Annotated in this window: 11 protein-coding genes; 7 read left to right on the top strand and 4 right to left on the bottom strand. The window is 69.4% G+C overall.

Annotated elements, in window-relative coordinates; genetic code table 11:
• The first annotated feature begins 16 nt into the window (after positions 1–16).
• From LXT21_RS18320 to LXT21_RS18300, 5 genes are all read left to right on the top strand, one after another.
• Positions 17–1708, top strand: coding sequence for a DUF4091 domain-containing protein (locus LXT21_RS18320; RefSeq protein ID WP_254039430.1), 1692 nt, complete (start codon positions 17–19; stop codon positions 1706–1708).
• A gap of 22 nt (positions 1709–1730) precedes the next feature.
• Positions 1731–2645, top strand: coding sequence for a DUF3108 domain-containing protein (locus LXT21_RS18315; protein ID WP_254039429.1), 915 nt, complete (start codon positions 1731–1733; stop codon positions 2643–2645).
• A 136-nt stretch (positions 2646–2781) separates the two neighbouring features.
• A complete protein-coding gene (locus LXT21_RS18310; RefSeq protein WP_254039428.1) occupies positions 2782–4266 on the top strand; it encodes a hypothetical protein in 1485 nt (494 codons plus the stop codon).
• 41 nt (positions 4267–4307) lie between these two features.
• Entirely contained in the window at positions 4308–5411 is a 1104-nt protein-coding gene (locus LXT21_RS18305; protein WP_254039427.1) for an imelysin family protein, read from the top strand.
• 27 nt (positions 5412–5438) lie between these two features.
• Complete coding sequence (locus tag LXT21_RS18300; RefSeq protein WP_254039426.1) at positions 5439–6776, top strand: di-heme oxidoreductase family protein; 1338 nt, start codon at positions 5439–5441, stop codon at positions 6774–6776.
• 42 nt (positions 6777–6818) lie between these two features.
• On the opposite strand, the gene LXT21_RS18295 is transcribed toward LXT21_RS18300, so the two are convergent.
• The gene (locus LXT21_RS18295) at positions 6819–7712 is read right to left on the bottom strand and encodes a LysR family transcriptional regulator (RefSeq protein ID WP_254039425.1); all 894 of its coding nucleotides are present in this window, start codon (positions 7710–7712) and stop codon (positions 6819–6821) included.
• Between the two features lie 108 nt (positions 7713–7820).
• Here LXT21_RS18295 and LXT21_RS18290 point away from each other — a divergent pair, with 108 nt between their 5' ends.
• Positions 7821–8714: an SDR family oxidoreductase gene (locus tag LXT21_RS18290; RefSeq protein ID WP_254039424.1), complete on the top strand. Its 894-nt coding sequence runs from the start codon at positions 7821–7823 to the stop codon at positions 8712–8714.
• 70 nt (positions 8715–8784) lie between these two features.
• A complete protein-coding gene (locus tag LXT21_RS18285; RefSeq protein WP_254039423.1) occupies positions 8785–9147 on the top strand; it encodes a hypothetical protein in 363 nt (120 codons plus the stop codon).
• Positions 9148–9467: 320 nt separating this feature from the next.
• On the opposite strand, the gene LXT21_RS18280 is transcribed toward LXT21_RS18285, so the two are convergent.
• From LXT21_RS18280 to uvrC, 3 genes are all read right to left on the bottom strand, one after another.
• Positions 9468–10832, bottom strand: a complete 1365-nt coding sequence (locus tag LXT21_RS18280) for a hypothetical protein (protein ID WP_254039422.1) — start codon at positions 10830–10832, stop codon at positions 9468–9470.
• Positions 10833–10902: 70 nt separating this feature from the next.
• Positions 10903–11421 (bottom strand): DUF507 family protein, encoded by a 519-nt coding sequence (locus LXT21_RS18275; RefSeq protein WP_046712884.1) that lies wholly within the window; start codon positions 11419–11421, stop codon positions 10903–10905.
• A gap of 137 nt (positions 11422–11558) precedes the next feature.
• On the bottom strand, positions 11559–13499 hold the full coding sequence (gene uvrC / locus LXT21_RS18270; protein ID WP_254039421.1) for an excinuclease ABC subunit UvrC: 1941 nt from the start codon (positions 13497–13499) through the stop codon (positions 11559–11561).
• Positions 13500–13502: the final 3 nt, after the last annotated feature.

The raw sequence follows: 13502 nt of genomic DNA, 5'->3' as shown, positions 1-13502 counted from the left end.
AGAGTGAAGGGGGCGGATGGGCGCGGGATGGGCGTGGGTGGTGATGGCGGCGCTGGCCTCCACACCGGAGCCGAGGGTGGTGTCCCCCCTGGTCAAGGTGCGCCCGGGCTCCGCCTTCGCGTCGCGCTCCATGGCCCGCCTGAGCGTGGCCCGCGGCGAGTGCGAGGGCACGCAGGTGGTGCTGCCCGACTCCGCCCGTCGCCTGAAGGTGAAGCCGCTCCTGCTCGGCGGTCCATCGGACGCGCTACGCGCGGACATCTGGCGCGTGGGCTACCTGGACGTCGAGGTGCCCTCCAACTCGGAGGGCGACGTGGGCCCGTGGCCCGACGCGCTCCTGCCGCTCGGCGCGCCCGAGCGTGACGACGCGCCACCCCGCCCCGTCGTGCTCTACGTGGAGGTCTGCGCGAAGGCGGACCAGACGCCGGGCACCTATCAGGGGCGCCTGCGCGCGAACTTCAACAAGCTGGAGCACGTGAGCGTGCCCTTCACGGTGGAGGTGCAGCCCTTCGCGCTGCCGGTGACGTCCTCGCTGGCCACCAGCTTCGGCATCTCCCTGTACAGCATCGCCCGGGGCCACGGGCTCGCCCCCGAGTCACCGGAGGCCCGCGAGCTGCTGCGCGATTACGCGCGCGTGCTGTTGGAGCACCGCGTGAGCGCGCACGGCATGAGCATGACGCCGCCGTCCGTGAGCTTCAAGGGCGACACGCCCGTCATCGACTGGAGCGCCTACGACGCGGAGATGGCGCCCTTCCTCGACGGGAGCCTGCTCGAGTCGGGCGCGCGCTTCACCACCACGGATGTGCGCGACAGCCGCAAGGCGGACACCGACGCGCGCAAGATTGCGTACTACCGCGCGTTCGCCGAGCACCACCGGGCGAAGGGCTGGCCCGCGCAGCTCTTCTTCTACGCCAAGGACGAGCCGAAGCCGGAGGACGTGCCGCTCGTGCTCGAGCAGTCGCGCCGCGTGCGCGCCGCCGGGGGCAGCCGCGTGCTCATCACCACGCCCATGGAGGAACCCCTCGCGAGCGCGGCCGACATCCTCGCGCCCACGCTCAACTGCTTCTTCCCACGCACCGGCCCCCAGACGTGCCGCGCCGTGCACACCGTGGCCGAGATGCGCGAGCACCTGCCCGAGGGCACCCGCGTCTGGTGGTACCAGAGCTGCAACTCGCATGGCTGTGACGGAGGCCCGTCGCGGAAGCGCGCCCAGGAGAACAGCTACAGCGGTTGGGCCTCATACATGGTGGACCACCCCGCCGTGCTCAACCGCGCCATGGGCCTGCTCGCCTTCACGAGCGGCGTGGATGGCGAGCTCTATTTCGACACCGTCTTCGCCTACAACACCAAGCACGACGTCTGGACGGACGTGTTCGAGTTCGGCGGCAACGGCGACGGCACCCTCTTCTACCCAGGCACGCCCGGCCGCCTGGGAGGTTTCCGACACCACCCCGTGGCGTCCTTGCGCCTCAAACACCTGCGCGACGGGCTGGAGGACTACGAGTACCTCCGGCTGCTCAGCGCGCTGGGAGACGAGGCCTTCGCGAAAGACGCGGCGCGCAAGCTCGTGCGGTCCGGTTGGGACATCCGCCGGGATGCGCGAGAATGGGCGCAGGTCCGCCAGCTCGTGACGGCGAGGCTCCGGCAGCGGTGGTTGGCATCAGAATTCGCGAAGCGTCCGGGCCGTCACACGCCCAAGAGCACCCCGTAGTCTCTCTTTGGAAGGATGAAGGATGAGCACCCTGCGCACCCTCCTGGCGACCTGCCTGATGCTGACCTCCGGCGGTGCCGCCTGGGCCCAGCTCCCCGACACCGAGGCCGACAAGCCCGAGGGCGACAAGCCCGCCGAGTCCACCGAAGCCAAGCCCGAGGAGGCCCCCGTCACCGTGGAGCCCTGCGCGCAGGCGCTGCCCGCGCTGCGCATGCCGCTCGCGTTCATGCCCGGCGAGGTGCTCGAGTTCGACCTGGACGCCATGGGCGCGCAGGCCGGCAAGATGACCTTGCGCGTCCAGAAGCCGCAGGACGGCCAGATTCCCGTGCTCGCGCAGGCGGAGACCAACTCCTTCTTCTCCAAGGTCCGCCGCGTGCGCGGCAGCGCCACCACCTGGCTCAACCCGCGCACGCTGCGCCCCAAGCGCTACGTCGAGGACGCCACCGAGAACGAGATGCGCCGCAAGGTGGAGGTCGCCTTCACCCACAAGGACCGCGCCATCAAGGTGGACTACCAGATCGGCCAGCGCCCCAAGGGCCAGTACAACTACACCTACGACAAGGACGGCCTGGACGTGGCCGGCTCCATCTACCTGCTGCGCCAGCTGCCGCTCGAGGAGAACCTGTCGGTCTGCTTCGACGTGTACGGCGTGCGCCGGCTGTGGCGCATGCAGGGCCAGGTCCTCAAGAAGGAGAAGGTCACCACGCCGCTGGGCCAGTTCGACGCCTGGCACCTGGTGGGCACCGCCGTCCGCCTGGACCGCCCCAAGCAGAAGCGCGAGGTGCACGTGTGGCTCTCCGACGACGCGCGCCGCCTGCCGCTCGCCGCCGTGGGCACGCTCGACCTGGGCGCAGTGCGCGCCACCCTCACCTCCGTCAGCCGCCCCGGCGAGAAGCGCCAGGAGGCTGGCGCCGGCAAGGAGGAGATGAAGTGGTGAACCTCAGTCGCTGAGAAAAGAAGACCCGGTTCGAGAAGAGGCCCGGTGGACGGTGTTCCCGGGCCTTTCACTTTGAACCAAAATTGATTCTGGTTTGCAAAATCAAAATCCCGAGCGTAGGGTGCGCGCCGCTCCGATGCGCCCACGCTCTTGTCTTGTCTCCTCGTCGTTCCTGCTCTGTTCCACCCTGCTGCTCTCCACGACGGTCGCCCGTGCCCAGGATGTGGCCGGTGCTCCGGTGGTCTCCGCCGCACAGCCGAGTGATTCGCCCGTGGCCCAGGCGCCCTCCGTCGAGGAGCCCGCCACACCGGCTCCCGCGGAGCCCGCGCCCGCGCCCGTTCCGGTCACCGTCGAGCCCGGGGCCAGGCCCACGCCGCCCGTCCCCGCGGCGGTGAGCCAGGCCCGCTCCAAGATTGATTTGTTCGTCACGGCCTACGGCGAGCTGCTGTTCGGCTACCACAACTACGGCTTGAACCAGAACCGCACGGGTGGCGCGCAGCGCGACTCGCGGCTGGAGTTCGACACCACGCGCTTCGTGCTGGAGATGAAGGGCATGTTGCCCGACTACGGCCTCGAGGTGGAGGTGGAGGTCGAGTTCGAGCACGGCGGCACTGGCACCGCGATGGAGCTCGAGTACGAGGAGTTCGGCGAGTTCGACCAGGAGCTCGACAAGGGTGGCGAAATCCTCGTCGAGGAGCTGTTCATCTCCAAGAAGCTCGGTGACAACGCGGCGCTCGCGGTGGGCCGCTTCTACGTGGCCGTGGGCACGCTGAGCGAGTTCTCGCGCCCCACCGACTACCTGGGCACCATCCGCGACGAGGCCGAGACGGGCATCATCCCCAACACGTGGGACGAGATGGGCGTGCGGCTGCGCTACAAGTTCCCCTGGGGCCTGCGGCTGACGGGACAGCTGGTCAACGGCCTGGACTCCACGGGCTTCAGCTCGCAGCTGTGGGCGGTGGGCGGCCACCAGCGCCGCTTCGAGGTGCAGCGCGCCACGGACATGGCCGTGGTGTTCCGCGCGGACGTCACGCACTTCGACGGGTTCATCTTCGGCGTGTCCGCCTACCGCGGCGACACCACGCGCAACCGTCCCAAGCCCGACCTGGTGAAGAGCTGCGAGCAGGCGAATGACCGCGAGGTCGCCCCGTGCGGCTACGTGTCCGCGCCGCTGACGCTGCTGGACGTGCACCTGTCCGTGGCCAAGGGCCCGTGGAGCGCGAAGGGCATGGTGATGTACGGCCACCTGAAGAACGCGGACCTGGTGTCCCAGCGCAACGCGCGCCTGTCGAACCTGCTGGGTGTGATTCGCACGCCGGTGTCCGACAACGCGTTGGCCGCGTGGGGCGAGCTCGGCTACGACATCGCGTCGGTGGTGGGGCTGAGCAACTCGCACCACCTGCTGCCGTTCGTCCGCTACGACTACGTGGACACGCAATACAAGCCGCGCGCGGAGCTGTTCGACAACCCCCGCTTCCGCCGCACCGTCTACACGGTGGGCGTGGCCTACAACCTGCTGAACACGGTGTACGCGAAGCTCGACTTCGGGCACCGCCGCATGGGCTCCAACGCCTTCCGGCCGGAGAACACCCTGCGCCTGGCCACCGGCTTCAACTACTGACGCGGCCAACGCGTCCCCCAACCCCCAACGAAAGGTCAGTCATGAAGCGTATCTCCCTGCCCCTGCGTCTGGCGCTCGCGCCCGCGCTCCTCACCGGCTCGCTGCTCGTCACCGCCTGCGGCGACGATGACTCCAGCCCCCCCGCCGATGGCGACTCCAAGGTCACCACCGAGCTCGTCGTCACGTTCGCGGACAAGGTCGTGGTGCCGACCTATGCGCGGCTGGCCACGCGGCTGACCGAGCTGGACGCGGCCTGTGCGGCGCTCGCGGCGGCGCCCTCGGCGGACAAGCTGACGGCGGCCAAGGCGGCGTGGCGCGCGGCGCGCATCCCCTGGGAGCAGAGCGAGGGCTTCCTCTTCGGTCCCGTGGACAGCTTCGGCTATGACCCGGCGCTGGACAGCTGGCCCGTGAGCCACACCGAGCTGGACGCGGTGCTCGCCAACAACGACGCCCTCACCCAGCAGTACGTGAGCAACCTCAAGAACGAGCAGAAGGGCTTCCACACGCTGGAGTACCTCATCTTCGGCGACGGTGGCACGAAGACGGTGGCGCAGCTGACGCCCCGCCAGCTCGAGTACGTCACGGCCCTGTCCGCGGAGCTCAAGGCCGTGGGCCAGTTGCTGCACGGCGCGTGGGCGCAGGCGCACGACGGCAACCCGCCGTTCCGTGACACGCTCGCCACCGCGGGCCAGTCGGGCAACAGCGCGTACCCGTCCGTCGAGGCCGCCGCACAGGAGATGGTGGGCGGCATCACCACCATCCTCGACGAGGTCGCCAACGGGAAGATCGCCGAGCCCTACGACACCAAGGACCCGGACGTGGTGGAGAGCCAGTTCGCGTACAACTCGCTCGAGGACTTCACCAACAACATCCGCAGCGTGGAGAACGCGTACCTGGGCCACCTGCAGGGAGAGGCGAAGACGGGCACGTCGCTGCAGGACGTGGTGGGCGTGGACACCGCGCTCGACGCGAAGATCCGCCAGCAGATCGCCGGCTCCATCAGCGCGCTGGCCGCCGTCCGCGAGCCGTTCCGTGAGTCCATCAACGACAACACGGAGCGTCCCAAGATCGTCGCCGCGCAGGAGGCCATCCGCACCCTGCACGACACCTTCCAGGGCGAGGTCCTGCCCCTGCTGTCCAAGTGATGTAGGAAGTCAGGCCAGGTGAATGCCATGCGACGTGCGGTGATGCTGGGAGCCCTGCTGCTGTGGTCCGCCGGTTGTGGAGAGGAGGCGCCGAGGGTGCCCCTCGAGCCACCGAGGGCGGGCGGGGCCACCACCGTCGACAACCGCACGTCGCAGGCGTTCGCCCAGCCGGCCGCGAACCTGCGACCCGAGTACGACCGGCTGCACCGTGCGGGCGACGCGGCGTTCGCGGCCATCTTCGTTCCGGCGCCGTCCCGAGTGAACCCGGGGCTGGGGCCCACGTACAACAACGTCTCCTGCAACGGCTGTCACCTGCGCAACGGGCGCGGCATGCCGGTGATGGGCCATACCGCGCAGCGCACCCAGCTCCTCGTGCGCGTGAGCCTGCCCGAAGGCGTGCCCGACCATCCGAACGGCGCGGTGCCAGTCCCGGGCCTGGGGCTGCAGGTGCGCGACCAGGCCATCTATGGCGAGGTGCCGCCCGCTTCGCTCACGCTGTCGTGGGTGGAGCGCCCCGGACAGTATCCGGACGGCACGCCGTACACGCTGCGCTCGCCGAACGTGAACATCGTCAAGTCGGATGGCACCGCGTTGCCGGAGCGCATGATGATGTCGCTGCGGCTGCCGCCGCCCGTCTTCGGACTGGGGCTGCTGGAGGCGGTTCCCATCGAGACGCTGCGCGCGCTCGAGGACCCGGATGACCGGGACGGTGACGGCATCTCCGGTCGGTTGAATGAGGTCTGGGACGTGGCGCTGCGCACGCTCCTGCCCGGGCGCTTCGGGTGGAAGGCGAACAGCCCGCACCTGCTGCAGCAGTCCGCGGAGGCGTACTTCAACGACATGGGCATCAGCAGCCCGCTCTTCCCGGAGCCGGACGGGACGCACGAAATCACCACGGACATCCTGCAGGCGGCCGTCTTCTATTCCGAGTCGCTCGGCGTCCCCGCGCGCACCGCGCTGGAGGACCCCGTCGTCCAACGTGGCGAGAAGCTGTTCCGCACGATGGGCTGCGAGTCCTGCCACCGCGAGACGCTGGAGACGGGCGAGGCCGCCTATGAGGAGCTCGCCTTCCAGCGCATCCATCCGTACACGGACATGTTGCTGCACGACATGGGGCCGGAGCTCGCGGACGGCCGGCCGGATGGCGCGGCCACCGGGACGGAGTGGCGCACGGCGGCGCTGTGGGGCCTGGGGCTGACGCACACGGTGCTGCCCTACTCCGGCTTCCTGCATGACGGTCGCGCCCGGACGATTGAAGAGGCGGTGCTGTGGCACGGCGGCGAGGCGCTCACGGCGCGCGACGACTTCCGACGTCTGTCCGTTGACGACCGCGCCGCGGTGTTGAAGTTCCTCGGCTCGCTCTGAGGTGAGCGCACGAAGGCGCGGTGGAGGTCCCCGCGCCCGGCCTCACATCGGGAAGGCGCGCTGCTTCAGCGTCTCGAGGAGGAAGTCGCGGAAGGCGGCGACCTTGCGAGGCATGTGGCGCTCCGCGGTGGAGACGAACCACACGCTCCCCGCGGGCATGCTCCATTTGGGCAGCAGCGCGACAAGGCGTCCCTCCGCGACCTCCGACTCCGCGAGCATCGTCGGCAGGAATCCGACGCCCGCGCCCTGACGAAGCGCCTCCCGCATGAAGAACATGTCGTCGCAGACGATGGCGCCATCCTGCGGCATGAGGAGTGTCTCGCCGGGCCCGACAAGTCGGAAGGGCTTGGGGGAGCGGAACGACACCCAGGTGTGACTGGACAGCTCGCGAGGATGGCGAGGCGTGCCCCGGCGCGCCAGATACGCCGGCGAGGCATAGAGCCGCAGCGAGAGCACCCCGAGGCGGCGGGCGCGCAGCGATGAGTCCTTCAGTGGCGCGATGGCGAGGCGCAGGGCGGCATCGAAGCCCTCCGCCACCAGGTCCACGACGCGGTTGTCCAGGTGCAGGTCCACCTTCACCGCGGGGTAGCGCGCCACGAAGCGGGTGATGACCTCCGCGAGCACCGTGGTCCCCCAGTCCACCACCGACGTCAGTCGCAGCACGCCCGACGGCTCCTCCTCCAGCTCCGGCAGCTCCCCCACGGACTTGCGCAGCGCGAGCAGCATCGGTGACACCCGCTCGTAGAGCGCCTGTCCCGCGGTGCTGAGCGACACCCGGCGCGTGGTGCGGTGGATGAGCTGCACGCCCAACGAGGACTCCAGGCGGGCGATGCCCCGACTCACCGACGACTTGGGCAGGCCGAGCTTCTTCGCCGCGCTGGAGAAGCTGGCGCCCTCGGCGACGGCGACGAAGAGGGTGAGCTGGTTCAGGTCCATTGTTCCTCCAATGGAACAGTATGCTCCACGGGGCTGCATTGTGCAGAGCGCCGCGCGGAGCTACCCATGAGCCGGAGCCAATGTCGCTCCCTCGCTCTGGAGATTCACATGACGGCCACATCCCCCACCCTGCTCGTCACCGGCGCCTCCGGCCATCTGGGCCGCCGCGTCGTGGAGTTGCTCCTCGCAGCCAGGAAGGGGCCTCTCATCGTCACCACGCGCGAGCCATCGAAGCTCGCGGACCTGGCGGCGCGCGGCGTCGTGGTGCGCAAGGCGGACTTCGATGACGCGTCGACGCTGGACGCGGCGTTCGCCGGCGCGGAGCGACTGTTGCTCGTCAGCACGGACTCGCTCGATGTCCCCGGCCGCCGAATCACCCAGCATCGGCACGCCGTGGAGGCCGCGCGGCGCGTGGGAGTGAAGCACGTCGTCTACACGTCGCTGACGCGGCCGGAGCCGGACTCGCCCATCACGCTCGCCAAGGACCACTGGGCCACGGAGCAAGCGCTGGCGACGAGCGGACTGGGCTTCACGGTGCTGCGCAACAACGTCTACATGGAGATGCTCTTGCACAGCCTGCCCCAGGCCGTCGCGCAGGGGCGGCTCGTCACGGCCACGGGGACAGGGGCCACGGCGTATGTCACGCGTGAGGACTGCGCCAGGACGGCGGTGGCGGCGCTCACCTCGACGTACGAGGGACAGCGTGTGCTGGAAATCACCGGGCCGTCTGCGGTGACACAGGCGGAGCTCGCGGGGTTCGCCCGTGAATTGTCCGGACGCCCCGTCGAGTACGTCGCCGTGGACGCGGCGAGCCTCGCGGCGGGCCTGGTGGCGCATGGGTTGCCCGCACCGTTGGCGGAGGCCTACGCGTCGTTCGACACGGCGGTGGCGCAGGGCCGCATGAGCGGAGTGAGCTCCGCCATCACGGACCTCACCGGACAAGCGCCGGTCAGCATCCAACAGTTCCTGTCGGCACATCGCGAGGCGTTCGCGGCGAAGTGACGCAGGGGGAGCCGAGGCGGCACGGGGTGGGAAAATTGACGGGGTGCTACGGGCCTGTAGCGTCGAGCCCATGCCCCCTCTCGCCCTCGCCGCCCCCGTGCTCTCGCGCCAGGCCGACCCGGTCCGAGTGGCCACCGAGCGCCTCGCCCGCGCGCTCCCCGCTCGCACCGACGCGGCGGTGCTCGTCGACCTGCTCGAGGACGACTTGAGGGAGGGGCTGGATGCGCTCGGTGACGTGGAGGCGCACTTCCACGACGTGTTGGGCACACTGCGCGGGGCGACGTTGTCCCCGGTCAATCTCATCAACGCCGGGGACGACCTCCGCGTGCTCGAGCGACTCGACGAACTCCACGACGTCGTCGTCCAGATTCGCAAGCGATTGGCCCAGGCGGCAGCGATGGCCTCCCAGGCCGCGCCCTCACGGGTCCGCTGACCGCAAGACACCACGGCGCGTTGATGCGGGAACCGTGGGTGCCACGGAACGGACTCCGCGACATCGCGTCGACGCCGAGCGTCCTCTTGCCCACGCGACGGATGAGTTAGCCAACACCGCGCTCTCGCAGCGGGCGCGCGAGCGATGAGCGCTCGCGGTCCACCCTGTCACGTCGACGCGTCCCCACATCAATGCGCCGGAGCCTCGCATCCTCCTGCCCGCGAGGCGGATGCGCTGGCCAGCGTCGCGTGCTCTCAGCGGGAGCGCGAGCGATGACCGCTCGCGGTTGCCGCGCTGTCACATCGGCGCCAAACCCCGTCTCAATTCGCCGGAGCCGCGCTCCCTGCTGGCGCCGTCGTGGCAGGCGCCGCATTGGCCGGAGCTGGCGCCGCGGGCAGCGACGTGGCGGCCCCCGCGTTCAGCGGAGTGGGTGTCCCGAAGAGCGGCGGCGCGGGCGTGGCGTTGAGCGGCGTGGGTGTTCCGAGCAACCCCGACGGAGGCGAGCCCGGCGCGGCGTTGAGCGGCGGCGCCGTGGAGAGGATGCCCGGGCTGACTTGCGACGTCCCCAGGAACGCATCGAAGTTCGGCGCCGACACGGAGGGCACCGGCACCGAGAACGACCCCGTGGTCGCCAGACTCGACGTCGTCCCCGACGAGCCGAAGAACCCAGGGGCCGTCCCCGCCGGCGCCGCGCCCGTCGTCAGCACTCCCTCGGACGCGAGCGTCGGGCTCGTCGTCGGCGTCCCCAACGTCGCCCCCGAGCTGTTCACCGGCGGATCCGCCACCACCGTCGTGGGGAAGGTCCCGCTGATCACCTCGGGCGACTCGGGCGTCGTCGTGACGCCAGCCGTCCCCGTCGCCAGCCCGCTGCCCCCCGTGGCCGTCGGCTGCGGGAGGATGGGCGGCAGACCGGGCGCGACGTTCGCCGGCACCGGCGTCAGCCGCGACGGGTCCACCGTCAGGCCCCCCGTGTTCTCCACCACCGCCACCGAGCGCACCGGAACCCCGGCCACCTCGATGGCCACGTCCTCGAACACGAACTGGACGAAGCCCCGACGCTCGACGTCCGTCGGCAGGTTGTAAGCGAGCACCACCAGCTCCGTGTCCCCCGCCCGCGCCTGACGCAGCATCCGGTGCGTCGAGTCGTCCGCGAAGGCCCCCGCGTCCAACGCCGCCACGTGGATGAGCGCCGTGTCCGTCAGCAGCCGGCCGTCACGCCACACGCTCCCCACGCCCCACACGGCCACCGCCGCGTGCGAGCGGGTCATGGCCGACCACCCCAGCCCGCTGTCCCCGTAGATGGGCACGTTCAGGAGCACGCCGCCGCCCACCGTGTGGCGGGGAGGCGGGGGCAAGGCAGCCGAGGCCTGGGAACGGGCCTGGGCGGGCGGGAAACCCGCCTGGGCGAGCTCCACCCGGTACTCCGTGTTCCCCAGCCGGAACGACGCCTGGAAGCTCGCCTTGTCGCCGTACGTGGCCTGCGCCAAGTCCACCCGGTCCTCCACGGTGAGCTCGGCGCTCCCCGTGCCGGATTCGGCCAGGTCCGTGAAGGGCAAGGGGCCTTGGATGAAGAAGCCGTCCGGTCGCTCGGTCCCCGCGCTGGCCTCCCGGCCCTCGAACGTGAACCCGCCTGGCCCGGCGGCCAGTACTCCGGACAAAAGAAGCGTGGTGAGAGGTCCCGCCATCGACGCTGCCTCCTTGTGCAACAAGGTAGGCAGCGGAGCGGGGAACGACAGTCCCCTCTCTCCAATAAGACTAGATGAGACCCCGAGCGCGGCGGATCTGCTCCACCGTCTTGTTGTACTCGATCTCGAAGCTGCTCGTTCCCTCCTGCAGGTGCTTCAGGCGGGAGCGCGCCTCCTTGTCGATGTCCTCATCCACGTCCAGGTGCTTCTTCATCACCACGTGGATCTTCTGACGCAGCGAGTTATCCGCCGAGAAGACCTCCTCGACGTTCCGGCTGATGAGCAGGAACTCGATCATCTGGTTGATGACGTACTCGATGCCCTCGTCGCCCATCTTGAAGCCGCGGACGTCGGCCATCTCGCGCTTGACCTGGTTGAACTTGGAGGGGTCGTATCCACGACGCTCCAGCGCCTCGCGCGTTGCCTGGTTCACACGCTCTTCGTTCGCGAGGTACTCACGCATGATGGCCGAAAGGTCCATCTCGGCGTCCGCCACGCGCATCGGCTCCACCTCGATGTCCCCATCCTGCATGAGCCGTTGAATCGTCTCTCGCGAAATGATCGGGATCACCTTCGGATACAGCCTCATGTCGGTCCCTCGCCCTCTTTGTGAGGTGCTCGAATCGTCAACCGCTATAAATCAGCGCGGAGCCCAGTCGCAATTAAAAACCCCAGGAACGTCGCGGTTCCAGCGCGCTTCCCCCCGCAGTCTGCAGCGGAAATTAATCACGCCGCACCGGGTGGCGACCCTCCCCGTGTTTTTTCGTGGGAGGGTTCGGTGGCGTCATCCAGGGAAGCCTCCCGGACGGGGTCCTCTGCCTCTTCGTCGGGGTGTCCATGAAGCCCCGCATGGACCCGCTCCGCCACCGCCGGACCGACGACTTCCGCCAGCTCCTCGATGCTCGCCTCGCCCACGCGCTTGAGCGAGCCGAAGTGCTTCAGGAGCGTCTTGCGCCGCACCTCCCCCACCCCCGGGATGTCCTCCAGCGCGGAGCGCACCCGGCTCTTTCGCAGCACCTGTTTCTGGAAGGTGATGGCGAAGCGGTGCGCCTCGTCCCGCATGCGCGTCAGCATGAACATCTCCGCCGAGTTCTGCGCCAGGACGATGGGGTCCTTTCGCCCCACGACGAACACCCGCTCGGGGCTGCGAGCGCTCTCCGCGTCCCGGTCGAAGACCTCCAAATCGCGGCTCTTGGCCAGGCCCACCACGTCCACCGTGTCCACGCCCAGATCCTTCATGGCCGCGTGCGCGCTGGCGAGCTGGCCCTTGCCACCGTCGATGACGAGCAGGTCCGGCAGGTCGCCGTCCTCCTGGCCGCGCTTGAGCCGGCGCGTGACGACCTCGTACATGCTGGCGAAGTCGTCCTGCTTGTCCAGGGTCTTGATCTTGTACTTCCGGTAGCGGGACTTGTCGGCCTCGCCATCCGTCACGGCCACCTGCGAGGCGACGATGGCGGAGCCCTGGAAGTGGGAGATGTCGAAGCACTCCATGCGGCGCGGGAAGTTGCGCAGCCCCAGCCGCTGCTGGAGGCGGGAGAGCACCTGGTCGGTCTCGTCCTTGGTGCGCCTCCGCTCGATGAAGGCCTGCTCCGCGTTCTTCTCCGCCATCTTGACCAGCTCGTGCTTCTCCCCTCGCTTGGGGACCAGGACGCGCACGCGCTCGCCCTTCCGCTCGGTCAGCAGGCCCTCCAGCCCGGCATGGCCGTCCTCGGGCTCCAGCGGCAGCAGCACCTCCTCCGGCACGAAGCTGCCGTGGTCGTAGTAGAGGTTCACGAACGAGGCGAGCAGCTCCTCGTTGGGGAACTCCTGGCTGCCGAAGGGAAACGCCTGTCCGCCGTTGAGGCGGCCCTGCCGGACCCAGAGGACGTAGAACAGGATGCGGTCCCCCTCCCGGTAGAGGGCGAACACGTCCTGGTCCTTGAAGTCCGTGGTGGCGACCTTCTGACGCTCCAGGCTTCGTTCGATGGCGAGCAGTTGGTCGCGCACCCGCGCGGCCTCCTCGAACTTCAGCTCCTGCGCCGCGCGCTTCATCCGCAGCCGCAGCCCCTCCACCAACTCGCTCGCCTTGCCCTCCAGGAACATCACGACTTCGTCCACGCTGCGACGGTAGTCGTCCTCGGGGACGGGGTGGACGCAGGGGGCGGGGCAGCGGCCGATCTGGAACAACAGACAGGGCCGCTTGCGGTTGGCCAGCACGTGGTCCGTGCAGGTGCGCAGCCGGAAGTAGCGGTTGATGATGCGCAGCGTCTCTCGGATGGCGCCGGCGCTGGAGTACGGGCCGAAGTAGCGCGCGCCGTCGCGCTCGTACTTGCGGACGACCTCCAGGCGCGGATACGCGTGGGTGCGGTCCAGGCGCAGCGAGATGAACTGCTTGTCGTCCTTGAGCAGGACGTTGAAGCGCGGGCGGTGCTTCTTGATGAGCTCGTTCTCGAGGAGCAGCGCCTCCTTCTCGTTGTGGACGAGCACCGTCTCCAGGTCGCCGAGCAGCTCGTCCAGCAGCGACACGAAGACGCGCGTGTCCCCCGTGCGCGTGAAGTACGAGCGCACGCGGCTGCGCAGGTTGATGGCCTTGCCCACGTAGATGATCTGCCCGCGGCGGTCCTTCATCAGGTACACGCCGGGCTCGGTGGGGAGGGCGTCGAGCTTCTCCTGGAGCTTCACGTCCATGAC

Origin of the sequence: Myxococcus guangdongensis, assembly GCF_024198255.1 — a bacterium.
In the GTDB taxonomy this organism is placed as follows: Bacteria; Myxococcota; Myxococcia; order Myxococcales; family Myxococcaceae; genus Myxococcus; species Myxococcus guangdongensis.
This window is presented reverse-complemented; position numbering and strand designations above follow the sequence as displayed.